Here is a 24,080-nt window from a genome sequence, read left to right on the forward strand (position 1 = left end):
AGTGCCGCGATTGTGTCTTGTTGGATTTCTGCTGTCCCATCCCATGAAACCTTCCAGTCATTTGCGTGCCTGGCTGTGCGGCTTGGTCGTCCTTTCGGGCGCGGGCCTGGCGGTCTGGCATTTCACCGGTGAGGCGGACGTTTCCGCTCCGGCGGCGTCCGATGCGGCTCCGGCCTCCCGAATCGTCCGGTCCGCCGGGGAATCCGCGATGCCACCTCCGGGCGAAGCTCCGGCCCGGCCGGCGCACGAACGGGGTCGTGATCATGATCATGGCGGGGATGAAGTGGCGGTTGTGGATGTGGATTGGCGCAAGGGGCCGTTATGGGACGCGCAGGGACCGCGCATGGCTCTGGTCACCGAGCGTACGGTTTCCGCCGCGGCGGTGACGGGCATCAACGGCGTGGCGAAGTGGCAGCCGGGACAGCGGGTGATGCTGGATCTCGGCAACGGCGTGGCTCCGGTTTCCGGCGAGGTGACGATGAACTTGCTCCGCGAGGACGGTATCCGCGCGGTGCGCCTCGATCTGGGCACGGACGCGGAGAGCGGCGAATCAACCGGTGAATTTTTCGGCAGTGTGGACCGCGATGGCGCGTTCACGGGGCACATCCGCTATCGCGGGGACGCGGGCGTTTACCGCCTGAGCGCCGCGGCGGGCGCGGCGGATCTGTTGGTGCGGCGCATGCCGCTGGCGGATCTGCTGTGCAGCTACGATGTGCATCGTAGCGATGGCATGCTCACGCCGGAGGAAGCGCTGGTTCCTGCGGCCGCGGTGCCTCCCACGCAGATCACCACGCCGATCGTGACCGCAGGACAGGCGGTGATTTCCGTGGGTGATGTGGCGATGGCGGAAGGCCAGACGAAGGGGAACGTGATGCAGTTCCCGGTGGTGTGCGGTGTGGCCTCCGGATCCGGCAAGACCGCCGTCACGGTGCAGTGGACGCTGGTGGGCCAGACGGCCACGGCTGGATCGGACTACAAGGCGGCGAGCGGCAAGCTGACGCTGGCGCGCGGCAAGACCACGGGGGTCATTTCCGTGACCACCGTGCCGGATCGGGTGAACGAGGCCGACGAGACTTTCAAGGTGGTGCTGTCCAATCCGGTAAATGCCACGCTCGGCAAGACCGAGGGCACCGGCACGATCCTCAATGACGAGTGGAACTCTACTGTCGCGCCTGCCTCATCTCCCGTCGTGCAGGAGCCGGTGGGGGATGTGGCGAAAGCGAAGCTGGTGTCCAGCGTGGCCTTCACGGTGTCCCCTCCGGTGCAGGAGGCGGTGACGTTTTCATGGAAGGTGGCGGGCGGCACTGCGGAGAACGGCAAGGACTTCGTGAACACCTCCGGTACGATCAAGCTGGCTGCGGGCCAGGGCACCTTCACCGTGCCGGTGACGATCCTCGGCGATGGGTTCAGCGAACCGGACGAGACCTTTTCCATCCAGTTCACGAAGCTGCCCGCGATGATCACCGCGCCGGACGCGCAGGTGAAGATCGGCGGCGCGGCCCCGGTGGTGACCACTCCCACGCCTGTGCCCGCCCTTCAAAGCAAGCCCGGCGCGGCGAAGGTAATCTATCTGGAATTCAATGGCACGACGTTGAGTGGCACGGCCTGGAACAAGACCAGCGCGCCGATCACGACGGCGTCCGTGTACCCGAAGTTCGGCGACAAGGGCTGCCACGACATCTGGATCACGGTGGCGGAGGCCTATCGCGCGTGGGACGTGAACGTGACCACGGACAAGTCGGTTTTCGACAACACGCCGACGGCGAACCGCACATGGTGCCTGTTCACCTCGGAGCCTTCGAAGTTCAATTCGAGCGCGGCGGGGCTCGCCTATATTGCGGTCTTCGGCGAGCCGACCTATCAGCCCGCGCTGGCGTTCACGGCGGGGGATTACACCATCGACTCCTTCGGCACGATCGCGATCCACGAGCTGGGTCACAATCTGGGCCTGAGCCACGATGGCAAGGGTAGCGCGGAATACTATGCAGGCCACTCCGGCGCGCTCCATTCGTGGGGCCCGTGGATGGGCACGCCGTATTACAAGTTCTACCGCCAGTTCACGATCGGCGACTACACCGGCGCGACGAACTCCGAGGACGATCTGGCGATCATCGGCCGCTATCTGCCGGTGACGGCGGACCCGGCGGGCAACACGCTGGCCACGGCGGTGGATCTGCCGGTGCAATCGGCCGGAGACACGCCCGCGGTGTCCGGAACGATCACCTCGCGCGCGGATGTGGACAGCTACAAGCTGGTGGTGGCCGCAGCGGGCACGGTGACGGTCACGCTGGACGCGGACCAGGAAGGCTCCTACTCGCTGGTGCCGGGGATGAAGATTTACGATGCTTCTGGTAATCCCGCGGTGCCCGCGAGCACCGGCTGGACGGACAACGGTGGCGTGGTGACCTGGAAGGGCACCCTGCAACCGGGGACGTACCGCGTGGATGTGGAAGGTGTGGGTGATCCGTCCGATCCCGGCTACAGCGACTACGGCGCGATCGGGGCCTATACGGTGCAGGCGACCGCTCCGTGAATGGTGGCGCGAGGCTGCCGCCTTGCGTGCGAAGAAGGACCTTCGCATGCGTTGGAATCCTGTGCCTTGATCTCCATCCACCGCCCGGACGCTCCGGCGGTGCGCCCTTGCTCTTCTACCTTTCGCGCGCGAGTTTCCGGCTGATGGCGGTGAGGAGGAGGCCGGTGGTGAGGAAGGCGGCGGTCATGCCGAGACCGTTGGCGAGCACCCAACCGGAACCGAGGCGGTCCAGGTCGATGAAGGGATACGGGTAGTGGCCACTATGGCTGCCGTAGATCATCGCCCACAGGAGGTAGAGCGCGGGGTAGCAGAGCCATTTGACCGGGGCGGTCCAGGGCAGGCGGATCTTCGGGACGAAGGCGATCCAGTGCAAGGTGCAGAGGACAGGGGTGGCGTAGTGGAGCAGGACGTCCGCCCACCATTGCAGGCCCTGCGGTTTCCACAGTCCGGCGAGCACGAGGACATAGACGATGCCGACAATGGCAATGTAGACGAGAAGAGCGGTGGCGGTGGACGGGCGGTTGGCGAAGGCCCCGGCACGGCTGCGCGGAGCCAGCGAACCGGCAAGGAAGCCGAGGGCGAGCAGTATGTTCGTGGTGATGGTGAAGTAGCTGAGATACTTCACGATCGCGCCGCCGATGGTCCAGCCACGCGAAGAGGCGAGGTGGGAGGTGACGTGCGCCTGGAGCAGCAGGCCTGTCAAACCGGTGAGCCCGGAGACGAGCATGAAAGCACGGCGGGCGGGAGTGGGCGGGATGATATCGGAGGACATCGCGGCAGAGGATGAGCGGAAAAGCAGGCGGCGCTCAAGGCAGCTTTACCTTGTAGGCGCGGAAGGGCAGGGAGTAGGCGGGCTTGCCACCATTGTAGTTGCTGCCGCGGTTGATCTGGGAGGCGGTCAGATACAGGTAGCCGTCCGAGCCGATGCCGAGGGAATCCGGCCAGATGAGGCGCTCGTCCTGCACCAGTGTCCCGACCTTTCCTTCGGGGGTGACGTAGCGGATTGCCTTTGCCTGCGAGTCGGTGAGGTAGATGTTGCCCTTCTTGTCCGCTACCATGCCGTGGCAGACTCCGGTTTCCGCGACCTTTTCAATCTTCGTGGAAAGTTCCGCATCGCCCAGCGAGGCATCCGCAAGCCAGCGGGTTTCGATGCGGCGGAGCCAGGTCTGGTTGATCGCTCGGAAGTAGAACCAGCGGTCGTCATGGGTGAGGGCGATGCCGTTGACGTTCGAGATGAAGGGGCGGCCGGAGGCGTCCTCCACATATTTGTCCTCGATCTTCAGCTTGAAGCCGGGCGCGGCGAGCATGGCGGGATCATTGCGCAGGACCACGCGGGATTTCTTCGTGGCGAGATCGAGCACGACGATGGCCTTGAGGCCGGGATCGGAGAGGTAGGCGAGGTGGTGGGTGTGATCGATGCAGAGATCATTGAGCGCGCTTTGTTCCTTCGGCAGATCATTGAAGGGATAGATGTCCGCGACCTCGTTGCGGTTGAGATCGATCTTCACGACCTTGAAGCGTCCGGCGGCGCGGGCGGTGGTGCCGTCCTTGCCGAGGATGGAGGCACCGCCGGAGGGCGAGGAATCAAGCAGCCAGAGGTTGTGCCGGTCATCTGCGAAGAGATCCTGTGCGTTGATGAACTGTTTGGTTTCGTCGGTAGGATTGAGGGCGTTCCATTCCGCGTTCGGGAACGGGACCTGCCTGCCGTCCGTGATTTCCAACAGGGCGTTGGCGAAGGGCTGGCGGTGGGGGAAGGAGACGAAGACGCGGTTCGGATCACCGGAGACAGCCATGCCGATGGGCTGGTGATCACCGAAGGCGGCGACTTCGATGAGCTTTTCCTCGTCCGCGCGGAGAAGTGCCGGCACGCAGGCGGCGAGACCTGCGAGGGCGAGGCACCGGGAGAGGAAACGCGGCGATGTCATCATCGCGGAGTGTCGGCGTGATCGCCGCGGGAGGCGATGAGTTTTTCGGGTATGACCGCTCGCGAAATGGTACGTAGTTCCTCCTTCAGGAGGGCGGGGTGTAGCAGCGATGCGTGAGACGCCCTCCTGAAGGAGGAACTACGTACGAAGATGGAAGACCTCACGCCCGCTTGCGGCGGAGGAGTAGGGTGCCGCCCAGCAGCAGGAACGCGGAGGAGGCGGGCTCGGGGATGATGGTGAGATTGACCTGGCCGGTGGTGGCGGTGTCGATGAGCCAGCTTTGTCCGGCATCGAGGGTGGGCATCGTGCCGATGTTGAGACCGTTGTCGGTGAGCGCGCCGGAGTAGTTGAAGAGTCGCCAGGTGGTGCCCTCGGCGAGACCGGTGAAGGTGCCGCCGCTGAGATTGAGGACGCCATCCAGGGTGAGCGAGCCGCCGATGGTGGCGAGGTCGTTGACGCCGCCGCCGATGGCGGTGTTGGCGGGATTGAGATCCCAGTTGAGCTGGGCGGTGGAGAGCAGCGCGAGGGAGTTGGTGAAGGCAAGTGTACCTGTGGCCACGCCGGGAGCGAGGGTGCCGGAGACGGAGGTGTCTCCGCCGATGGTGCCGGTGCCGGCGAGGGTGCCGGAGGAGCCGACGCTGACGGCGGAGCCGGTGGCGAGCGAGCCGGTCACTTCCATCTTGCCACCGCTGATCGTGGTGGTGCCGGTGTAGCTGTTCACGCCGCTGACGGTCCACGTGCCGCTTCCGGTCTTGGTGACATTGGTGGCGCCGCTGATGATGCCGGAGTAGGTGGTGCTGGCATTGAGCGCGCCGACGGTGATGCTGCTGGTGCCGCTGGAGGAGGTGACTCCACCCGCACCGGAGAGGCTGCCGAGATTCACGGCGACGCCGTTGATCTGGAGGCTGTTGTTTGCGGAGACGGACCAGGCGGCTCCGGCGCTGCCGGAATTGGCGGCGGTGAGGCGGACGATGCGGCTGCCGGTGGTGCCATTGATGTTGAAGGTGCCGGTGAAGCCGCTGTTGTTTCCGGAGAGGACGATGGCGTGCGTGGTGCTGCTCGTCATTTCATTCCGGAGATTGTAGGTGCCACTGCCGGTGAAGCTGCCGGAGAAGGTTTTGAGAACGGTGCCGGTGGAGCTGAGGGAGGCGGTGATGGTGCCGCCGGTGCCGGAGGCGGCTCCGGAGAAGCTGTGGCTGGCACCGCCGCTGATGGCGACGTTTCCACCATTGATCTCGATGGGGCTGGCGAAGGTGAGGGTGCCGGTGTTGTTCGTGAGCGTGAGGGTGGCGGAGGAGCCGACCTTGTAGGACACGCTGGCGGCGGAGGTGGTGTTGGTGCTGCTGCCGGCCTGGACGGTGGTGTTTCCGGCCTGGAGGTCGAAGACGCCATTGGTGAGGTTGACCCCCTGGCCGAGGACGAGATTGCCGGTGCCGGACTTGGTGATGGTGCGGGAGCCGAGGTCGAAGTTCCGGATGGTGGTATTGCTGCTGACGAAGGTGAGCGAGCGTCCGGAGGCGACGTTCCAAGTCTGGTTGGCACCGAGCGCGACGAGGCTGTTGGCGGTGAAACTGAAGGTGAGGTTCTGGGTGGCTGCGCTCATGTCGATGCCGCCGGAGCCGATGGTCAGCGAGCCGCTGGTGCCATTGGCGATGGTGACGGCGCCGGTGGGGCTGGCGAGGGTGAGGCCGGTGATGCTGAAGGCGGCATCGAGGGTGGTGGAGAGATTCGCGGTGGAGCTGGAGTTGAAGATGACTCCGTCTCCCGAGGTGGGTTTGGTACCGTCCTGCCAGTTCGCATCGGTGTTCCAACTGGCTGTGCCGCCGATCCAGACATCCGCGTGGGCGGAGAGGCTCAGGAGGATGAGGGAGGTGAAGAGGGAGAAGGGTTTCATGGGGAAGTGATCAGTCAGCAAGGATCCGTGAAGAGGGGGGAATGCCGGAGGCGGATTTCGGGCTTCTCGAAAGGAGCCGCTCCCATTGAGGGGCTTTCCGCCATGGCGGCCGGAGAAAGGAGGCCTTTCTCCGGCTGCCCGGTCTTATTGCATGTACCCGGAAAAAGGGGATCAGGGGGTGTCCGTGATCTTGACGCGGAGGAAGGCCTTTGGATTGCCGGGGGCGATCTGGAAGGTGCGGTATTCCCATCCGGCCGCATCGGAGAGAGCGGGCAGGCCGGTGGTGTCCGGAGCGGTCTCAAAGACGAGGGTGTTCCAGTTCATGAGATCGGTGCTGGCCTGGACGCGGTAGCGGACGCCATCGACAAGCGGGGAAAGGAGGCCATCGGAGTCGCCGACAAAGGCCCCGGCGTTCTTGCGGACGGGAAAGGTGATGGTGGGACCGTCGGGAGTGTTGCGGAGGGCGATCCTGCCATCGGTGGCGCCGGAGAGCGGGTTGCCGTCGAAGGCGAATTCCCCGAGATTGTTGAAGCCGTCGTTGTCCGGGTTGTCGGACTTGGCGGCATTGGTGCCGGTGGTGAGGCCCTTGGTGATGGTCCAACCCTCGTAGGGGACGGGGGCGGTGGTGACGCTGAGGAAGCCGGTGCCGCTGAAAACGGCGGAAGTGTGCGCGGCTCCGGAGCCGGGCGCTCCCCAGGTGCCGGAGAGCTGTTGGACGCCATCGATGAAGAGCTGGTCTACGGTGTCTGTCGTACCATGATCAAGCGCGAGGGTGGCGCCGGTGGTGATTTTCACCTTCGAGGCATCCGCGAGGGTGGCGGTGCCGAGTGAAAGGGTGCCGCCGGTCACGGTGGTGTCCCCGGTGTAGGTGTTCGTGCCGGTGAGGGCGAGGGTGCCATTGCCGGCCTTGGTGAGGCCGCCCGCGCCGGTGATGGCCTGGCCGAGGATGGCGGTGTGGGAGTTGGTATCGATGATGCCGCCGCCGGTGCCGAGCTGGACGAGGTTCTTCACGGCGGTGCCGGTGGGCGCGGCGATGATGTCGGCGAGGTCCGCGGAGAGCTTCAGCGTGCCGCCACCCTGGAGGATGAGGATGCCGTTGTTCGTGCCCGGGGTGGTGGAGGAGGTGGTGGTCTGGAAGGGGGCTCCGGTGGTGAAGGTGCCGCCCGCGAGAGTGAGGGTGGCATTGCTGCTGGCACCGGGATTGAGCAGGATGGGGCTCGCACCGGTGTAGGAGAAGGTGGCTCCCGTATTGAGAGTGACGGTTGCTCCGTAGCCGCCATTGCCCACGAGGGAGAAGGCCCCGGATTGGGTCCAGGCGGTGCCGGTATTGAGGTTCACCACGGAGGCCCGCCCGGCGGTGAAGGTGCCGGAGTGATTGACGGTGGCGGCGGAGTTGAGCGTGGTGGTGGCGGTGGATGGGGCCACCGCATCCACGACCACGGATTTGCCCGAGGGAACGGTGATGGTGCCGCCGGTGAGGTACTCCAGCTTGCCGCCGAGGGTGACATTCACGTTGCCGAGGGTGGTGGCGACATTCGAGACCTGGAGGGTATTGGCCGCGCCGATGGTCCAGGTGGCGGCGGCACCACCGGCATTGGCCGCGGCGATACGGACGCTGCGGTTTCCGGAGGTGCCATCAATGGCGAAGGTGCCGGTGAAGGCGGTGTTGTTCCCGGTGAGGTCGTAGCGGTTGTTGGCGTGGCTGGTGGCGTGGTTCTGGAGGTGGAAGATGCCGCTGCCGGTGACCGCGCCGGAGAGGATCTGGGTGATGCCGCCGGTGGAGGTGGTGAGGTAGCGGACGGTGCCGCCATTTGCGGAGACATCGATGGGACCGCTGAAGCTGCCGACCGCACCGCCATCCATGGTCCAGGTGCCGCCATTGAACTTCACATTGCCGGCCACGGTGATGTTGCCGCTGTTGCGGGAGGTGGCGAAGGTGGCTCCGGTATCGAGCTGGAGGGTGGCGGTGGCCTGGATGCCGGCGGCGACGCTGGAGTTGCCATTCAGGGTGAAACTGCCCGCGGCGATCTCCAGCGTGCCGTTCGAGAGGTTTGCTCCGGCGGAGGCGAGCGTGCCGGTGCCGGACTTGAGGATGTTTTTCCCGCCGAGATTGAAGGTGGTGTTGGTAGGCAGGGTGAAGGTGAGCGCGCGGCCGGTGGCCACGTTCCACGTCTGGTCCGCCCCGGGGGTGGGCGTGCTGGTGAAGGTGAGATTCTGCGTGGCGGCGCTCAGATCGATGCCGCCCGCACCGAGGGTGAGCGAGCCGCCGGTACCGTTGGCGATGCTGACCGTGGCGGTGGGACTGACGACGCTGATGCCGGAGACGCTGAAGGCCGCGCCGAGCGTGGTGGCGAGGTTCGCCGTCGAGCTCGAGTCGAACACGATGGCCTCGCCGGAGGCGGGCTGGGTGCCGTCCTGCCAGTTGGTGTCGACGTTCCAAGCAGTGGAGGTGGTGCCGGTCCACGTGTCCGCGGAGGCGGGGAGGGCGGCGAAGAAGAGCGCGCCGCTGACGATGAGGGGATAGGTTTGGGTATGCATGATGCGCCCTTTTCTATTGCATGAAAATTTCGGGCGGAATATGGAGGGCTGTCTTTATTTCATGCGTTTTTGACTCATGGCTAGAAACCGGCCGACGATTCTCTATGGCACGTACACGTATGATGAGCGGGTCCACCGCGGCATCCTGCGGTTCGGGCGGCAGCACGGATGGAAGGTGCGGCTGCTGCTGCCGCACTCGTGGCAGCATGCGGAAATGCTGGTGGCGGACGGCATCATCTCCATGGTGGAGCCGGAGGACGACGCGGGCAGCGGCATGACCGAGCACCTGATGGCACGGGGGCTGCCGATGGTGGATCTGAGTCTGAACCACCCGGAGGTGCGGGCGCTGCGGCTGCTGCCGGATGCGCGCGGCGGCGGGCGGATGGCAGCAGAGTATCTGGCGGGTTTCCGGTTCGAGCGATGGCTGCACGTGTGCTGGGGCCGGACATGGCACGATGAACTGCGGATCGCGGGCTTTCGCGAGGGTGCGGAATCCGCGGGGATGCCATGGGAACTGTTGGAAATCCGGGACCACAAGGACGACCGGATGGCCGTGATCCGGCGGCGGCTGTTGGAACTGCCGAAGCCGCTGGGGGTGTTCTGCTCCTTCGACCACTACTCGGAGCAGGTGCTGGAAGTGTGCCTGGAGGCAGGACTGGCGGTGCCGCAGGACGTGGCGATCCTGGGTTGCTACAACCACGAGGTACACTCGGTGTTTTCCGAGATCCCGCTATCGAGCATCGATATGGGGCTGGAGGACCGCGGCTATCAGGCGGCGTCGTTGTTGCAGGGGCTGCTGGATGGCGGGCCGGTGCCGGATGAGCCACTGTATTCCCCGGCGAAGGGGGTGATCGAGCGTGCGAGCACGAATTTGGAATCCTCCCGCGATCCGGTGGTGGCGCAGGCGCTGTATTTCATCGAGAGCCGGATGCATCAGCCGCTGGGGGTGGAGGAAGTGGCCGCGGCGGTGGGGGTCTCACGGGCTTCGCTGCAGCGTCGGTTTGAGAAGGCGTGCGGCCGTGGCGTGGGGAAGGAGATCCTGCGGATCAAGATGGACCGCGCGGCGAAGCTGCTGCGGGAGGAGGACGACAGCGCCGCGATGGTGGCCGGTCGGGTGGGATTCCCGGACGCGCTGCATTTCTACCGGGTGTTCAAGAAATACACCGGGCTGACGACGAAGGAATACCGGGCAAGGCATAGGGTGATCGGCCAGTGAGCACCAGCCGGGTGGCGGGAGGTGGTGATATTACTAGGAGTGTAGTAATTTCCCGCCGGGATTCCGGGAGGGAGGGGATTCTGGTGCCCGGAAGTGGAGCGCCGAAATCAGGTCGAACTCCTTTGGACGGATGGCGGATCGGCAAACGGGGCCGATTACAAAAAAAAATCGTTCCGGATGTTTTGTGAGGTGCCGCCACAAAAGGGCGCTCATTCGTGCGAAAAGGGACGGCAGAAGAGAAGCCGGGGAGGATTTCAGGGCGGATCTAACGCGGTGAGAGTCACTTTTTTGGTTTCATGGAACAAATCTATATTTATGTAAATCGTTGATGATTAGAGATTTATTGATGAGTTATTAGGAGGGTGATAGAACATACCCAGCAACTCCCACTGACGGGAGGCACGGCTGGGACTCCCGGCTGAAATCCAAAAAAAACCAAAGAAATGAAAACGAAAGAGATAGCAACAACCCCGCGGATTCACATTTTCGAGTTCGTCGGAGGAATGGTGGAACGACTCACAGACAGGGACCTGGCCGCTCTCGGCTATGACGGTCCCCGTGACCTCCACGTGGTGTTGGTTGAGGAGGCTGGCTTCAAGGTCATCATCATCATCCCCGACACGCCGACGACCAGCTGGTATGGCAAGTACGCCTGAAGGCCGGCTGGCGCGTGGCTCCGCCGGCTTAGGATGAAAGATTCCCTCACAAGAGGGGATCGATCATCCGCAGCGGAACGGTAAGGGCCGCGCAGGCGACCTCGGCCGTCAAGATTGTCCTTGCACACTCGATCACTCCTTTTCCACTGTTTGCTACAACTGCGGAAAGATTGGCTTCTTGAAACTTACCCCATGGATCGAATTTAACTCTGAGTTTGATGGAAGGATTGGTGTCCAGAGCATGCAATGTCACCGGGCGGCTGCACAGGCAGACGACGGGATGCGGCTCTTCCTCCCAATCCTTGATAGTCCGGGCGTTTTCCGTTGCCCCCAGCTTGTGGAGAAACTGGCGCGCGAAGGCCGGATCGGCTCGCACGCTCTGCTCCAAGGTGACCCAGACACGATTGGTGCGGGCGGGAAGGGATGCTGGCAGGACATCCAGCCGGAGATATTCCAAGAGTGGGAATCTCGCATCAATCTCTCCATGCCATTTTCCCGTATCCAGATGTGCCACCCGTCTGACAGATGCGCAAATTCCGGCCTCATCCAGCAGCGATCCTGAAAGGCTGGCGATTCTCATGACAAACCCCCGTCCCCCATCCACAGACCCGGCCCCCCCCTCTTTTTCAACCGGTTCTCCGTAACCGGTGTCCTCGTTTTCCTGGAACCGGAAACGTGCGGGTGGATCCCAGCCGCTTTCTGGAAGTTCCTCACTCATAACGAGCAGCGTCCTCTTCTGCCGCCCGAAGTCAAGATCTCCTCATCGGAAAGGAGAGGCGGACTTTTGATCAAATCCCCCTGAAACCCAACATGTCGAAACATCAAAAAACCGTGAAACGTGTGGAGATCCTGGCCGGTCTCTTGAAAAAAACCCTGGAAGCCGGCGAGGATCTGTTCGTCGATGATCTGTTGAAAGCGTTTGAGACGGTGGAGCGTGAGCCTCCCGACTCCTGGCTCAGGATGATCGCGAATGTCATCAGCTCCTATAATAAAAATTCCAAAGTCCGGAGCATTGCGATCTCGCCGGACAACCGGAGGATCCAATACGTCGAGCCTCCGGTGCCTCAGTTCGAGGAGCGTCTGCACAAGCAGGCGAATGAAAAGCACATGGTCTGCATGGGGCTGCTGCATTGGTTGTTCGACGCCACCGATGTTCGTGCCGGATATGGAGCGACGGAGAAGTCCGTTCCCAAGGCTTTCGAAAAGGGGATGGGAAACTATCCCTTGGAAAAGCCCCTTCAGGCCCGGTTCAACTGGGCGAGGACTGATCCGGCGAAGAGCTTCATCGAGCGCCGCCTGCAGCGGAAACGGAACGCGGCGAGAAACCGCACGGTGCTGTCCTTGATGGTGGACTCGGGGTCCACGACCTATACGTGCATGGAGCGCTTTCTGGCTGCCAGGGAATTCCCCCTGAAGGTGCCGATAAATGCTCTGGACGGTGTGGATACCAGTGACGGCGAGGATTTCGAGGCCGCAGAGGAGGAACCGAAGAAGCTGCGGCATCGGAAGGTGGAGCCCTCGATTCTCACGAACTCGCTGGCGATTTCCGAGCTGATCGGGAAGGATTCGAACCTGCACCGGCGGAGAATGATCCTGCGGGTGATCGGGGGCACGGAGCGCCCGGAACGCAGGAGTCTCTCCGGAGATGTTTCACTGCTGTGGACACGGATGCTGAAGAGTATGGGTGGTGTGGACCTTTCGATCGTTGGAACGACGGGGATTTTGGAAAACCGTCACGGCGATTGGTCGCTCTACATGGATGACCCGATCGAGTGCGAGTTGAAGCGCGAGTTCCTGCACATGGCGGGATTCAAGATCGTGATTTGTGACTCCTTGAAGGTGCTGGAGGGTTCCTGCCTGCACGAGTTCGCTCCGATCCATGAGAACAGCGTGGACCTCATCGTGATTGATGATCCATTCCCCAACGGGTATCGGGGGGCGGACCGGGAGAGGCATGATCGATTCCAATCATTCCTGGAAAGTGCCCGCGAACAGAACGTGGGTGTGATGGCTATCAGCTTGGCCAAGACGCGCAAGCAGGATACCTGAGGGCAGGACCGTGTGGAAAGGGGCGGGTGTTCCCTGCCAGAATCGTGACCAGTCCGGCTACGTGGATGAATCCGTGGCCGGACCGTTTCCGTGCGGACGGGGAATGAGGAAGAGGCCTGCGATCTCGACGGACAGAGCGGCAAGCGTGAGCCAGCAGCCGGAGCCGATGCGGCCGTATTCACCCGGCGCGTAGGTTCCTGTGAAGGCGAGGTGGAGATTCCGGACAAGCCAGATGAGCATGATGCATGCGAGGGCGCGGACGAGCCACAGAGTGGCGCGGGAGTGTCCGAGCGGACCGGTGAGAAATGGCATCGCCAGCAGAGCGAGGAAGGCGACGGGCCAGATGAGTAGAAGCATGGCGGGCCAGGGTGATGATATCAACAGGGCCAAAGGAGGCGGTCTGGCAAGCAGGCTGCGGGCGTATGCATGAAGATCCTCCATTTGATAGATGGGAATCTCCTCGGGCGGCGGCAGGGGGGAGACGGTTCCGGAACGGATGGTCCCGGACCCGATGGAATGTTTCGTGGAAGGCGGGAGTTCGATGGACTGGAGGAACATCCAATGGTGATCAACCTGTTTTGTTATCGTTCTTCCTTGGACGGCGTAAGGGTTGATCCAGAAGTTCAGTGGTACACGCTCCCATGGCAGGCACTGGGCGGCTGCCATGAGGAGGACGGCCAGCCAGAGAAGGAATTTGGCGGTCATGGAGCGGGAGTATACCATCCGGGGGGAGAATGGAGGGTGTGAGGAGGAAGCGCCAGTTTGTAGCGCGGAGCTTCTGCTTTGCGTGCGGCGTGGAGTGGTTTGGGATGGGGGCGGGTTTCGAGAGGGAAAGTTCCGTGAGAAGCATGCGAAGCCGGGGCATCGCGCTGCTACGCTTCGCGATGCCGTATTGAGAATGCCGCAGGCTTTGATTCGCCGGCGGGTTGGTTAGGAAAGGCCGGTCCCACCGGGAGGTAGGGAAATATTTATCCTCCAACTCATGATGAAGATGACGACGAAATGGATGGCGGTGATCGTGGCGGCGTTGGGTGCGGTGGCGTGCTCGAACCAGAACGCGCCGTCGCAACAGCCGGGAGCGGCCGCACCCGCGCGGAATCCGAACAGCCGCAGTGTTTCCGTAACCGGCAGCTTCGTGAAGGATGGCTGGGTGCTGGTGGACATCGCCAACCAGGGCAAGCAGCCGGTGAAGGTGCAGACCGCGCCGCCCGCCGTGATTTACACGGCTTTCAATGGTCGCAAGGAGCGTTGGGTGAATGCCGCCGAGTATCGTCAGGGTCATGCGGCGTCGCCAAGCGCGGGCACGGAGGAGATCGCGCCGGGGCAGGGGAAACGCATCCTGCTCAATCCGCAGACCTACGTTTCCGCCGAAGGCGGAGCTCCGGTGAAGTCCTACAACCCGAAGAGCGGTACGTATGCCGTCGAGATCGAGGTGAACGGCCGGAAATCCGTGCGTCCGGTCCAGGCGAAGCCGTAGGACAAAAAGAACCGAGGGGGTATTACTGGAAGAGCAGTAGTAAAATACCCCGGAATGATGGTGGGATGATATGCCGGGTCCCGGCGGGATATCCCTGCTCTTCAGATGTCCACGCGGGTCTTGTTGGTGATCTTCCAGATCGGACCGTTCTTGTCGTAGGGCGGGCCTTCGCCGGCGGCGGCGGGGGTGCCGTCGAGACGGAAGAGCGGGAGGATCGGCGCGCCGCTGGGGTCCTTCTCATAGGTGGCACCGATTTCCTCGATGAGCAGATAGGCGAAGAAGAAGCCGCCGGGAACCTCGCTGACGAGGATCTCAATGGGGTAGTCGGTACCCTCGCGGGCTTCGAATTCCTGGCCGACTCCGAGACCGCGGAGGTCGGACTTGGCGCGCTGGGACATGGAGCCGTAGCTGTAGATGGGCATGGGCTTCGGCATGGCGAGCTCGCGGCGGGCTCGGTCGAACTCGCGGTCTTCCTTCTCGCCGGTCAACTCGGCTGCCTTGGCGGCCAGCTTGATATTGGCGGTGGGGGATTCGTAGCCGTAGTCGAAGACGTTGCGGTTGTTGAAGCGCACGGTGACCACGTCGTCCCCGGCACCGACGAAGCGGAATCTGCCGGTCTTCGGCGGGCGGACGACACCGCGGTAGATGACCACCCAGCGGGAGCCGGGAACATTGCAGTTGAAGGCCTTGGGTGCGGTGTCCGCAGGCAGGACCGGCATGTAGATCTGGGTTTGGTAGAGCTTTTGCGGAGCCTGGTAGTAGGAGCCTGCGAGGGTGCGTTCGTTCCAGCCGCGGTTGACGAAGTTGTGGAGGATGTCACGGGTCTTGTCCATGATCTGGCCCCAGTCGGTCAGCTCGCCGAGCGGGGTGGTGCGGCCCTTGGCGTCCTGCTTGAGATCGTAGAAGGTGCCGACGAGGGCGTTGGTCTTCGGGTCGATCATGCCGAAGGGGTTCATGCCACCGGCACCGCCGCCCAGGCCGGGGCCATTGCCGCTGCCGAAGCCCTTGCCATGACCGTCACCCTTGCCGCCGCCGGAGCCGCTGCCGCCGAGACCACCGGAGAGGCCGCCGCTGCTCAGGGAGCCTACGGAGGACATGGCGGAGGAAGCGTCCGCTTCGGGAAGGACGAAGTTGCTGCTGGCCCCCTTCGCCGCCATGCGCGGCGCGTTCGGGGTGGACATGGTCGCGCGCTGCTTCTTGTTGTTGATTTCCTTCACCCCTGGCGAACCACCGCCGCCGCCCTTTGGCATGAAATCGGGATCCGGCGTCTTGTCCGGGATGACCTGGAAGATCCAGAACACACCGATGGCGAGCAGGATCGCGTGGACGATGATGGAGACGGAAAGGGAGCCACCGCCGAGCTTCCGCCAGACGGAGTTCTTTTTTTCCTGCTCTACCTTGGAGGGCAGGGGGCCGCCAACTGGCATGTGGGTTGTTGGCACGGAGGCGGGGTGGACGTTCGAGTGCATGTCCTGGGTGGTTGAGTACGGATGGCAATGAGCCGGAATGCCGCGTGACACTGCGCGGGCCTTCCGGCGGCGTTTCATGGGACGCCGACCGGACCGCTGTGGCGTGGGATTCCGTTACATCCCAAGCGAACCACAGTTAGAACAAATCCGCTTGTAGAGTGACGGCGGATTTGTGTGTGATTCCGCCATCAGGTGTCGGAAAAAAGCAGATGAATCTATCTGAAAGGCTATGGAGCGTAGCGACTTGCGAGGTTAATTCCCCCGCTTTTTCCACTCCTTCTTCGCCACCGGCTTCTTCGGCGCGGGCGGCAGGATGTCCTCGGTGATGAAGCGCCCCTTGACTCCATCGAGCAGGCGCTTGATCTCCTTTCCTTCCTCCAGCAGGGCGGTCATGCGCTCCATGGGCAGACGTGGATCGGCGAGCAGGGCCTTGTTCCGGGCATCGCGCTGGAGCAGGACCTTGGCGGCGAGCATGGACATGGTCTCGTAGCTGGCGGTGACAGGGTCCGGATGGGGACGTTCGACGTGGAGGATGGTATTGAGTGCGAGGCGGTCCTCCTCACCGAGATGGGCGAGGAAGGAATTCACGGCGGCGGGGGAGGTGGTGTCCGGGCGGGCGGCGAGGACGCGCTCCAGCAGCGGGATGCCGGCGATGAATTCACCGGCCTCATGGAGCGTTTCGTACTGCTCGCATAGTAGATGCTGGACCTCCGGGGAGGTGAGGGCGAGATGGCAGAGCGCGGCCACGGTGCGGTCCACGGACGTGGGGATGGCCGCGGGATTCAATGCGGCGTGGTCGGTGGGGTGTTCCTGCCGCCTGGGTTTTTTCAGCTCGGCCACGGTGACTTCCTTGATGGAGGAGATGCCCATCTGGAGCCGCGAGGCGAGGTGGTTCATCTGGATCTCGCGCGCGGCGGTATCACTCATCACGGCGAGGAGCTCGGCGCATTCGCGGGCGATGATGGCACGTTGCTCGGCATTCGCCATCGCGCCGCTGGCGGTGGCGCGGTCGATCTTGAAATCGAAGAACGGGCGGGCGTTCGCGATGAGTTCGCGGAAGGCATCCGCGCCATGAGCTTTCAGGAAACTGTCCGGGTCATCGCCCTTCGGCAGTTCCACGACGCGCACGTTGATCCCCTCGATGATAAGCTCCCGGAAAGATTTCGCGGCGGCGTTGAAGCCCGCGTTGTCCGCATCGAAGCAAAGGACGACGGCCTTGGTATAGCGCTTGAGCAGGCGTGCGTGCTGGGAGGTGACGGCGGTGCCCTGTGCGGCGATGGCCTGTTCGATGCCGTGTTCGTGGCAGGAGATGACATCGATCTGGCCCTCGCAGAGCAGCGCGGCCTTTTCGTTGAGAATGGGCTTCTTCGCGCGATCGAGGGCGAAGAGGACGTTGCTTTTCTTGAAGAGCTGCGTCTCCGGGGAGTTGACGTACTTGCCGGAGTTCTTGTCCTCGATGAGCTGGCGTCCGCTGAAGCCGATGACGTCCCCGACTTCATTGCGGATGGGAAACATGAGGCGGTTCCGGAAGCGGACACGGATGCCGGAGCGCGGATCGTTCTCCTCCTTGAGATAGGCCATGCCGGAGCCGACGAGTTCGCGACCGGTGAATTTCCGGTCCCGAGCCCAATCGAGGAACCAGCGGAGGTTGTCCGGCATCCAGCCGATCGCCCAGCGCTCCGCCATGTCCCGGCCGAAGCCACGGGACTTCAGGTAATCGCGGGCATGCTGGGCATCCGGCGAGGTGAGGAGGAGCTCATGGAGGTAGGCGGTGGTTTCCCGCATCACATCGAGCAGCCGTCCGCGCATGCGGCGTGCCTGGTCCGCATGTGGATCGGACTCGACCTCGATCACGGGGATGCCGGCACGGGTGGCAAGCGTCCGAACGGCATCGGTAAAGGGCAGGTTTTGGAACTCGCGGATGAAGGCGATGGCGTCGCCGCCCTTCTGGCAGCCGAAGCAGTAGAAGGACTGGGTGGAGGGCCGGACGTTGAACGAAGGGCTCTTCTCGTTGTGGAAGGGGCAGAGGCCCACGAAATTCGTGCCAGCCCGCCGCAACGGGACGTAGGAATTGATCAGGTCCACGATGTCGGTCGAGTTGAGGACCTGTTGGATGGTTTCCTGTGGGATCTGCGACACGGCGGGCGGGGAGGCGAGTATGACCGGCGGCGGGCGGACGTCCAATCCGGAAGGGGGAATTTTGGTCATGCACCCAACCCGTCGTTAGGGGGAAAACTACGCAGGTGGGACTAACACGATTTGCAGACGAGGGCGGTTCATGGCATCGCTCTTATGTTGGAACAGGAAAAACGCTGTTCCCTCATCCCATGAAAGTCGTACGCAAGAATTCCGCCGGTGAGAGCCGGGAAGTGCTGCTGAAGGAATATTTCGTTACCGCCTCCCTGATCGCGCTGCTGAAGCGCGTCGGAGCCGAAGCCGCCCGTTGTGCAAAGCCGCTTCCGAAGCAGGAGCCCGCCTTGGTGCGCGTGCGACCGTGATCCTTTCCCGGTTGCTGGTTGGTCTCGTCCCGTCCGGTCCCCGATGGCCGGGCGGGACATTTTTTTTGGAGCGGATGGAGGGGGAAGCTCCAGCTTGCCCTCCGTGGAGCCGGACGTCGTTTGATCTCCGAGCCCACCGCCAGCTGGAGCCGGCGGAGACGATTCGAAAGCGGAGCTTTCGACTACATGGCGCCGGGTCGGCCAACGAGCTTGCCGGATGGCGCGGGATTTGCTTTGCTGGAGGCGGATGGAGTATCGAGCGAGGATCCGCGCCGCAGTGGGCTGGCTGGAACTCGGCCTGCCCGACGAGGCGCTCGTCGAGCTCGCGCCGCTGCCGTGGCGCATCCAGATCCGGCGTCCGGTGCTGGAGTTGAGGCTGGCGGCGGAAATGGCGGCACGGGCGTGGAACAAGGCTTCCGAGACGGCGCGGCTGCTGTGCCTGCGTTTCCCAACGGATCCGCGGTTTTTCCTGAATGCGGCGTTCTGCCTGCATGAGACGGGGGACACGCTGGAGGCCTGCCGGTGGCTGCTGCGGGGGCCGAAGGCGCTCTTCGGCGAGGCGGTTTTCCACTACAATCTGGCGTGCTACTTGAACGTGATGGGCCAGCACACCCGGGCCCGCGGCCATCTGGCTACGGCCATCCACCTGGATCCCGGCCTGCGCGAGGAAGCGGAGCAGGATGAGGATTTGGAAGGCTTGGAAGTGGAGTGCTAGATGAGTGCCAAGTGAGCAGAGGAACCGGCGATCAGGAAAGAAGGTTGAGGGGGGATTCGCTTGCGTGGCGGGGCTGGATGTTCCGAAGCTCCGCGCGTGTCCGTTTCTCCCGCCCAACTCGGTCAGGTGCTGTCCGCCTTTGAACGTAATTTCCGCGAACGCAACGAGCTGGGGGCCTCCGTCTCGGTGTGGTGGCAGGGGGAGGAGATTTTCTCGGCGGCGCAGGGCCACATGGACCGGACGAAATCGCGCGAGTGGGCGGAATCGACACTGGTACCGGTGTATTCCGCCACGAAGGGACCGGCGTCCGCGACGCTGCTGATGGCACTGGAGGCAAAGGGAATGGGGCCGGAAACCCTGGTGCGCGAGGTGTGGCCGGCGTTTCCGGTGGCGGAAGCGACCTTCGCCCACCTGCTGTCCCACCAGTGCGGACTGGCGGCGCTGGACCGGCGCGCGAGCGTGTGGGACCACACGGAGGTGGTGGCGGCGGTCGAGGTACAGGAACCGGCGTGGCGGCCGGGCGGCGGGCAGGGCTATCATCCGCGGACCTTCGGTGCGCTGGTGGAGGAACCGGTGCGGCGGTTGACCGGGCGGACGCTGGGGGTGCATTTCCGCGAGGTGCTTGGAGAGCCGCTGGGGCTGGAATTCTGGATCGGCCTGCCGGAAAGCGAGCATCATCGGGTGGCCACGCTGTATCCGGGGAAGGCGGACAAGTCGGATCTGGAGGAGGGTTTTTACAGCGAATTCCACAAGGAGGGATCGCTGGTGCGGCGGGCGTTTTCCTCGCCGCGCGGGCTGCATTCCGTGCAGGAGATGAACGATCCGAAGGCGTGGTCGGCGGGATTTCCGGCGATGGGCGGGATCGGCACTGCGCAGGCGCTGGCGAAGTTTTACCAAGCGGCGATTGGAGCGATTGAAAGCCCGCTTTCACCGTCCGTGCGCGCGGCGTTGGCGGAGACGCGGATTCAGGGAGACGATCGCATCCTGATGCGCGAAACGGTGTTCACCTGCGGCTGCCAGAAAGATCCGCTGGATGAGGCGGGGAACAAGAAGCGGCGGCTCTATGGGACGTCCGCAGGGGCGTTTGGGCACCCGGGAGCGGGTGGCAGCCATGCCTTCGGCGATCCGGAGACGGGGCTGTCGTTCGCGTATGTGATGAACCAGATGGAGCTGAGCGTCTTCCCGGGACCGAAGAGCACGGAGATGATCGAGGGGTTGTTCGGGGAGTGAATATACGATGGTTCCAGTAGGTGCAGGTGGTCGCGGCGCCGCCGATGGGTAAAATCGGCGTAAATTTCCGGATGGAATTTGATGGAGACCGGGAACGGTGCTTGGAATGCGACCGTTATGATGACGTTTTCTCGGATGTTGGCATCACCCATCGCCGCCGTGGCGGTGTGCATCGCACGATGGTTGTCCTTACTTGCGCTGGGGGGAATGGCGTGCGGGGATCCGGTGCTCGTCCAGCCGAAGGCGCTGGTGTGTGTGGACAAACTGGTGGCAAAGGTGGCGCGTGATCCGGTTCTGGATTCGGGCTTCTTCCGGTCGAAGGAATACTCGTATCCATGGTATGTGGTGCAGGGAGAGGACGGCAGGTTGCATAGCGCCCTTGATGAGCCGTTGACGAACGAGGACCGGGCCAGGAAGGAGCACTCGTCCAACTGCACATCCTCCCACATGGGTGCGCATCGGATGGATTTCTGTGATGCCGTGGTGAAAGGAGGAAAGCTGGTGCTGACGATTGATGGCGGCCTGCCCGCATACGCCAGCGATCTGGTGATCACGGTGGACGGAGAGAATTTCAATTGCCGGTTCTCCGCGAGCTATCCCGGTCCGGTGACGGTGCTGGGATGGACGATCACGAAAAAGGAGATGCGGGTGAGAAGTTTGAAAGCCACTCCGGGGAAGCGCTGGTATGCGTGGATATCCGTCGAGCTGGATGAAGAGTGTTTGGAAAACGGCAAGGTGAGCGTGTTGCACCACAAGATCGAAGGCTACCTCAAGCCGGTGGTCAGCAAGGGGAAGTGATGGCCGTGGCTGGTGGAATCCCTTTGCACGATCCATCTCGGATTGGGAAACCCGGAGGGGTGCCCGGGAAAAAACGGGCCGGAAGATTATGAACCAAGAGACACATTTTCTGAGCAGTGCGATCGAACTGGCGTATGCGAATGCCGCGAAAGGTGGTCGTCCGTTCGGGGCGCTTGTGGTGAAGGAGGGGGAAGTCATCGCCACCGGCGTGAACGAGATCCTCACCACCTGCGATCCGACCACCCACGCGGAGATGCAGGCGATCCGCCATGCGAGCCAGAAACTCGGATCGCCCGATCTCCGGGGATGCGCCGTGTATGCCAGCGGCCATCCGTGCCCGATGTGCATGGCGGCGATGCGACTCTGTGGTGTGGGCGAGGTGGCATTTGCCTACTCGAATGAGGATGGAGAGCCGTTCGGATTGTCCACCGCCGCGGTGTATGCGGAATTGGCCAGGCCCTTTTCCCAGCAGTCGATGAAGATCCGCTACGTTCCGGTGCGCCTGGAATCGCGGCTGGATCTTTATGCGGAATGGAAGCGTTTGCAGAGTCCGCGGCTTTAGCGTCGCAGTATGGCAAGGTGACGATCCACGGATTTGTTGGGGGCGTCATCCAATGTGCGTGACTCCGTGTGGCGGAGATTCGCGAGAAGTTCCGCGCCGCGGAGTTTGAGCGAGGTGAGGGCCAGTTCGTGCTCGCGGTCGAAGTAGGAAGTGATCGCCAGCACGCCGCCGGGCTTGAGGGCGGCGAGGGCGTTCTGGAGCAGACGGTCCCACACGGGAGCGTCGTGCCAGTAGTTCTGGTGGCGGATGAAGACCAGGTCGAAGGGTGGCAGCTCGCGCATGCGGTCGGTGCGGGAGGCATCTCCGGCGCGGAACTCGATGCGGGTGTCCGGAGTTTCCGGCTGCCAGCGTTTGGCTGCCTCCGCGATGTCTCCGGGCAGGAGGTCGATGCCGAGATAGTAACCGATGCGGGCGGGTGCGAGCGCGGCGAAGAGGGTGCCGGTTTCGTCGGCACGGCCGCAGGCGAGATTCAGCACGGCGGCGGGAGAGCTGGCGACAGAGCCGGAGAGGGAAAGAGCCTCCCGGAGCTTGACCCGCAGGCGCTCCACATCGGCGGCGATGCCGGGGAAGCGGAAGGGGATGCGGGGCTGCATGCCGTCCGGCTAACCGTTGGCGGGCGGGGGATCAAGCGTGGGTGGTGCCGGAGCATGTCGCAAGCCTGCTGGCAAATTGATGCATGGAATAAAAAACCCGCTGTTTCCTACTGGTCGGTGGTCCGCGGGTTGCTAGACTGGTTGAACATGGTTCCTTTCACCTCTCCGGTCCGCGAAATCGATCCCATCGTCCAGGAAGCCGTCAGTGCGATCGGCAGCCAGTTCGCGATCGGCGGGGAATTCGTCTTTGGCGAGGAAATCCAGAGCGGCCACATCAACTCCACCTATCGGGCGACCTACGAATTGCCGGACGGTTCACGCCAGCGCTATATCCTGCAGCGGATCAATGACAGCGTCTTCAAGGACCCGCATGCGGTGATGCGGAACATTGAATGCGTGACGCGGCACATCAACTGGAAGGTGCTGCGGGTGAAGAAGGACCTGGGCGGCCAGACGCTGAACCTGTATCCGGCGCGCGGCGGCCATTTCTGGGCGGAGGCACAATGTGGCGGGCTGTGGCGCTGTTACAATTTCATCGAGGGCTGCCTGACCTACGATGTGGTGGAAAACACCCGCCAAGCCTATCAGGCGGCGCGGGCCTTCGCGTCCTTCCAGGATCTGGTGTGCGACCTCGCGCCTGCGGAGATTGTGGAGACGATCCCGAATTTCCACGACACGCGGAAACGCTACCAGCGGCTGCTGGAAGTGGCGGTGGCGGATCCCTTGGGGCGGTTGGAGTCCGTTCGTGCGGAGTTCGATTTCATCCGCGCCCGCGGTGACATCACCGGTCGCCTGCTGGATCTGCGCGACTCGGATGCGATTCCAGTGCGCATCACCCACAATGACACCAAGATCAACAATGTGATGATCGACTCGGAAAGCGACGAGGCGGTGTGCGTGATCGACCTGGACACGGTGATGCCGGGGCTTTCGCTGTATGACTTCGGCGACTTGGTGCGTTCCGCAACGAGTCCTGCGGCGGAGGATGAGACGGATTTGTCGAAAGTGCAGATGCAGATGCCGATGTTCGAGGCGCTGACGGAAGGATTCCTGGATGCGGCGGGCGGTTTTCTCAATGAGACCGAGGTGGCCCACATGGTTTTCGCCGGGAAGCTGATGACGCTGGAGGTGGGCATCCGTTTCCTGACGGATCATCTGGAAGGCGACGTGTATTTCAAAACCCACCGCCCGAACCACAACCTCGACCGCTGCCGCACCCAGCTCAAACTGGTGGAGCTCATCGAGGAGCAGGAGGAGGCGATGGAGAAATTCGTCCGCAAGGTGTGGAAGGGGAAGCGGTGAGGGTAGCGCGTGGCTTTTCCTTTGGTGCCAGCCTGCCATGAATTACGGATACGCGGCATGAGCGCGGACGAGCAAAATCCCTACGCCCCACCTTCAAGCGAGCCCTTGCCTCCCCCGGTTGCAGGGAGCGGGCGGTTCCTCCTGGCGTCTCCGTGGATCCGCCTGGGAAGTGCCATCATCGACGGGATCATCAACTTGGCGATTTTCCACGTAATCCGCGTGGCGTTCTCCATGTTCGGAGTATCCCCATCATGGGATCGCACGGGCGAGGGCTCCCGTGAAATCAGCTATGGCATGGCGCTGCTGGGAGTCCTCATCTTCTATGCCGTTCACTGGCATTGGCTCAGTGCCAATGGCCAGACGATCGGCAAGAAGCTCGTTCGCATCCGGATCGCGACGATGACTGGCGAAAAGCCTTCCATGACCGACCTGGTCATCAAGCGGTATGGCTTCATCAGTGTGTTGAACTTCATCCCCTTCGTGGGCGCATGGATCGGCTTGGTGGATAGTCTCTGCATTTTCCGGAAGAATCACCGCTGTCTTCACGATGAGATCGCAGGCACCCAGGTGGTTCGAATCGTGGAGTAACGATTCTGGCCGGGAAGCCGCTGCGGATGATTGCGTT

At 63.1% G+C, this 24,080-nt stretch carries 21 protein-coding genes; 12 read left to right on the forward strand and 9 right to left on the reverse strand.

All coding sequences use genetic code 11. From position 1 onward, the window contains the following. Window positions 1–43 precede the first annotated feature (43 nt). Window positions 44–2,533 carry a Calx-beta domain-containing protein gene (locus KBB96_RS03560; protein WP_211632350.1) on the forward strand — a complete coding sequence of 830 codons (2,490 nt, stop codon included), beginning with the start codon at window positions 44–46 and terminating at the stop codon, window positions 2,531–2,533. Between the two features lie 115 nt (window positions 2,534–2,648). Here the strand turns inward: KBB96_RS03560 and KBB96_RS03565 are convergent, their stop codons facing one another. From KBB96_RS03565 to KBB96_RS21160, 4 genes are all read right to left on the reverse strand, one after another. After that, window positions 2,649–3,305, reverse strand: a complete 657-nt coding sequence (locus KBB96_RS03565) for a Pr6Pr family membrane protein (protein ID WP_211632352.1) — start codon at window positions 3,303–3,305, stop codon at window positions 2,649–2,651. A gap of 34 nt (window positions 3,306–3,339) precedes the next feature. Then, on the reverse strand, window positions 3,340–4,461 hold the full coding sequence (locus KBB96_RS03570; RefSeq protein WP_211632354.1) for an SMP-30/gluconolactonase/LRE family protein: 1,122 nt from the start codon (window positions 4,459–4,461) through the stop codon (window positions 3,340–3,342). 157 nt (window positions 4,462–4,618) lie between these two features. Beyond that, window positions 4,619–6,352, reverse strand: a complete 1,734-nt coding sequence (locus KBB96_RS21155; RefSeq protein ID WP_211632356.1) for a beta strand repeat-containing protein — start codon at window positions 6,350–6,352, stop codon at window positions 4,619–4,621. A 171-nt stretch (window positions 6,353–6,523) separates the two neighbouring features. After that, the gene (locus KBB96_RS21160) at window positions 6,524–8,890 is read right to left on the reverse strand and encodes a beta strand repeat-containing protein (protein ID WP_211632358.1); all 2,367 of its coding nucleotides are present in this window, start codon (window positions 8,888–8,890) and stop codon (window positions 6,524–6,526) included. A 76-nt stretch (window positions 8,891–8,966) separates the two neighbouring features. Here KBB96_RS21160 and KBB96_RS03585 point away from each other — a divergent pair, with 76 nt between their 5' ends. After that, window positions 8,967–10,106: a substrate-binding domain-containing protein gene (locus tag KBB96_RS03585; RefSeq protein WP_211632360.1), complete on the forward strand. Its 1,140-nt coding sequence runs from the start codon at window positions 8,967–8,969 to the stop codon at window positions 10,104–10,106. Window positions 10,107–10,549: 443 nt separating this feature from the next. Continuing rightward, window positions 10,550–10,762 (forward strand): hypothetical protein, encoded by a 213-nt coding sequence (locus tag KBB96_RS03590; RefSeq protein WP_211632364.1) that lies wholly within the window; start codon window positions 10,550–10,552, stop codon window positions 10,760–10,762. 46 nt (window positions 10,763–10,808) lie between these two features. Here KBB96_RS03590 and KBB96_RS03595 read toward each other — a convergent pair whose 3' ends face one another. Continuing rightward, window positions 10,809–11,480: a hypothetical protein gene (locus KBB96_RS03595; protein ID WP_211632367.1), complete on the reverse strand. Its 672-nt coding sequence runs from the start codon at window positions 11,478–11,480 to the stop codon at window positions 10,809–10,811. A 92-nt stretch (window positions 11,481–11,572) separates the two neighbouring features. Between KBB96_RS03595 and KBB96_RS03600 the strand changes: the two genes are divergently transcribed. Then, the gene (locus KBB96_RS03600; protein WP_211632368.1) at window positions 11,573–12,811 is read left to right on the forward strand and encodes a DeoR/GlpR family DNA-binding transcription regulator; all 1,239 of its coding nucleotides are present in this window, start codon (window positions 11,573–11,575) and stop codon (window positions 12,809–12,811) included. Between the two features lie 57 nt (window positions 12,812–12,868). On the opposite strand, the gene KBB96_RS03605 is transcribed toward KBB96_RS03600, so the two are convergent. After that, a complete protein-coding gene (locus KBB96_RS03605) occupies window positions 12,869–13,168 on the reverse strand; it encodes a hypothetical protein (protein WP_211632371.1) in 300 nt (99 codons plus the stop codon). Between the two features lie 625 nt (window positions 13,169–13,793). On the opposite strand from KBB96_RS03605, the gene KBB96_RS03610 reads away from it, so the two are divergent. Further along, window positions 13,794–14,288: a hypothetical protein gene (locus KBB96_RS03610; RefSeq protein ID WP_211632373.1), complete on the forward strand. Its 495-nt coding sequence runs from the start codon at window positions 13,794–13,796 to the stop codon at window positions 14,286–14,288. A gap of 101 nt (window positions 14,289–14,389) precedes the next feature. Here the strand turns inward: KBB96_RS03610 and KBB96_RS03615 are convergent, their stop codons facing one another. Further along, window positions 14,390–15,757 carry a PA14 domain-containing protein gene (locus KBB96_RS03615; protein ID WP_211632375.1) on the reverse strand — a complete coding sequence of 456 codons (1,368 nt, stop codon included), beginning with the start codon at window positions 15,755–15,757 and terminating at the stop codon, window positions 14,390–14,392. A 252-nt stretch (window positions 15,758–16,009) separates the two neighbouring features. Further along, the gene (gene dnaG, locus KBB96_RS03620; protein ID WP_211632377.1) at window positions 16,010–17,965 is read right to left on the reverse strand and encodes a DNA primase; all 1,956 of its coding nucleotides are present in this window, start codon (window positions 17,963–17,965) and stop codon (window positions 16,010–16,012) included. Window positions 17,966–18,084: 119 nt separating this feature from the next. Here dnaG and KBB96_RS03625 point away from each other — a divergent pair, with 119 nt between their 5' ends. From KBB96_RS03625 to KBB96_RS03645, 5 genes are all read left to right on the forward strand, one after another. After that, window positions 18,085–18,255, forward strand: a complete 171-nt coding sequence (locus tag KBB96_RS03625; RefSeq protein ID WP_211632379.1) for a hypothetical protein — start codon at window positions 18,085–18,087, stop codon at window positions 18,253–18,255. 247 nt (window positions 18,256–18,502) lie between these two features. Beyond that, window positions 18,503–18,970 (forward strand): TPR end-of-group domain-containing protein, encoded by a 468-nt coding sequence (locus KBB96_RS03630; RefSeq protein ID WP_211632382.1) that lies wholly within the window; start codon window positions 18,503–18,505, stop codon window positions 18,968–18,970. Between the two features lie 96 nt (window positions 18,971–19,066). Continuing rightward, window positions 19,067–20,200 carry a serine hydrolase domain-containing protein gene (locus KBB96_RS03635; RefSeq protein ID WP_211632385.1) on the forward strand — a complete coding sequence of 378 codons (1,134 nt, stop codon included), beginning with the start codon at window positions 19,067–19,069 and terminating at the stop codon, window positions 20,198–20,200. Window positions 20,201–20,335: 135 nt separating this feature from the next. Continuing rightward, window positions 20,336–20,998, forward strand: coding sequence for a hypothetical protein (locus KBB96_RS03640; protein ID WP_211632388.1), 663 nt, complete (start codon window positions 20,336–20,338; stop codon window positions 20,996–20,998). A gap of 88 nt (window positions 20,999–21,086) precedes the next feature. Then, complete coding sequence (locus KBB96_RS03645; RefSeq protein ID WP_211632390.1) at window positions 21,087–21,560, forward strand: nucleoside deaminase; 474 nt, start codon at window positions 21,087–21,089, stop codon at window positions 21,558–21,560. Here KBB96_RS03645 and KBB96_RS03650 read toward each other — a convergent pair. Next, on the reverse strand, window positions 21,557–22,153 hold the full coding sequence (locus KBB96_RS03650; protein ID WP_211632393.1) for a class I SAM-dependent methyltransferase: 597 nt from the start codon (window positions 22,151–22,153) through the stop codon (window positions 21,557–21,559). The genes KBB96_RS03645 and KBB96_RS03650 overlap by 4 nt on opposite strands. 147 nt (window positions 22,154–22,300) lie before the next feature. Between KBB96_RS03650 and KBB96_RS03655 the strand changes: the two genes are divergently transcribed. Beyond that, a complete protein-coding gene (locus KBB96_RS03655; protein ID WP_211632397.1) occupies window positions 22,301–23,455 on the forward strand; it encodes a phosphotransferase enzyme family protein in 1,155 nt (384 codons plus the stop codon). Between the two features lie 57 nt (window positions 23,456–23,512). Next, window positions 23,513–24,043 (forward strand): RDD family protein, encoded by a 531-nt coding sequence (locus tag KBB96_RS03660; protein ID WP_211632398.1) that lies wholly within the window; start codon window positions 23,513–23,515, stop codon window positions 24,041–24,043. Window positions 24,044–24,080 lie beyond the last annotated feature (37 nt).

It is taken from the genome of Luteolibacter ambystomatis, assembly GCF_018137965.1.
In the GTDB taxonomy this organism is placed as follows: Bacteria; Verrucomicrobiota; Verrucomicrobiia; order Verrucomicrobiales; family Akkermansiaceae; genus Luteolibacter; species Luteolibacter ambystomatis.

Excerpts from the sequence above, each read along its gene's own strand:
- KBB96_RS03655 (WP_211632397.1), top strand. The coding sequence starts at position 22,301 with ATGGTTCCTTTCACCTCTCCGGTCCGCGAAATCGATCCCATCGTCCAG.
- KBB96_RS03585 (WP_211632360.1), top strand. The coding sequence starts at position 8,967 with ATGGCTAGAAACCGGCCGACGATTCTCTATGGCACGTACACGTATGAT.
- KBB96_RS03560 (WP_211632350.1), top strand. The coding sequence starts at position 44 with ATGAAACCTTCCAGTCATTTGCGTGCCTGGCTGTGCGGCTTGGTCGTC.
- KBB96_RS03595 (WP_211632367.1), bottom strand. The coding sequence starts at position 11,480 with ATGAGTGAGGAACTTCCAGAAAGCGGCTGGGATCCACCCGCACGTTTC.
- KBB96_RS21155 (WP_211632356.1), bottom strand. The coding sequence starts at position 6,352 with ATGAAACCCTTCTCCCTCTTCACCTCCCTCATCCTCCTGAGCCTCTCC.
- KBB96_RS03650 (WP_211632393.1), bottom strand. The coding sequence starts at position 22,153 with ATGCAGCCCCGCATCCCCTTCCGCTTCCCCGGCATCGCCGCCGATGTG.
- dnaG (WP_211632377.1), bottom strand. The coding sequence starts at position 17,965 with ATGACCAAAATTCCCCCTTCCGGATTGGACGTCCGCCCGCCGCCGGTC.
- KBB96_RS03615 (WP_211632375.1), bottom strand. The coding sequence starts at position 15,757 with ATGCACTCGAACGTCCACCCCGCCTCCGTGCCAACAACCCACATGCCA.
- KBB96_RS03645 (WP_211632390.1), top strand. The coding sequence starts at position 21,087 with ATGAACCAAGAGACACATTTTCTGAGCAGTGCGATCGAACTGGCGTAT.
- KBB96_RS03625 (WP_211632379.1), top strand. The coding sequence starts at position 18,085 with ATGAAAGTCGTACGCAAGAATTCCGCCGGTGAGAGCCGGGAAGTGCTG.
- KBB96_RS03630 (WP_211632382.1), top strand. The coding sequence starts at position 18,503 with ATGGAGTATCGAGCGAGGATCCGCGCCGCAGTGGGCTGGCTGGAACTC.
- KBB96_RS03570 (WP_211632354.1), bottom strand. The coding sequence starts at position 4,461 with ATGATGACATCGCCGCGTTTCCTCTCCCGGTGCCTCGCCCTCGCAGGT.
- KBB96_RS21160 (WP_211632358.1), bottom strand. The coding sequence starts at position 8,890 with ATGCATACCCAAACCTATCCCCTCATCGTCAGCGGCGCGCTCTTCTTC.
- KBB96_RS03640 (WP_211632388.1), top strand. The coding sequence starts at position 20,336 with ATGTTGGCATCACCCATCGCCGCCGTGGCGGTGTGCATCGCACGATGG.
- KBB96_RS03610 (WP_211632373.1), top strand. The coding sequence starts at position 13,794 with ATGATGAAGATGACGACGAAATGGATGGCGGTGATCGTGGCGGCGTTG.
- KBB96_RS03600 (WP_211632368.1), top strand. The coding sequence starts at position 11,573 with ATGTCGAAACATCAAAAAACCGTGAAACGTGTGGAGATCCTGGCCGGT.
- KBB96_RS03590 (WP_211632364.1), top strand. The coding sequence starts at position 10,550 with ATGAAAACGAAAGAGATAGCAACAACCCCGCGGATTCACATTTTCGAG.
- KBB96_RS03660 (WP_211632398.1), top strand. The coding sequence starts at position 23,513 with ATGAGCGCGGACGAGCAAAATCCCTACGCCCCACCTTCAAGCGAGCCC.
- KBB96_RS03605 (WP_211632371.1), bottom strand. The coding sequence starts at position 13,168 with ATGCTTCTACTCATCTGGCCCGTCGCCTTCCTCGCTCTGCTGGCGATG.
- KBB96_RS03565 (WP_211632352.1), bottom strand. The coding sequence starts at position 3,305 with ATGTCCTCCGATATCATCCCGCCCACTCCCGCCCGCCGTGCTTTCATG.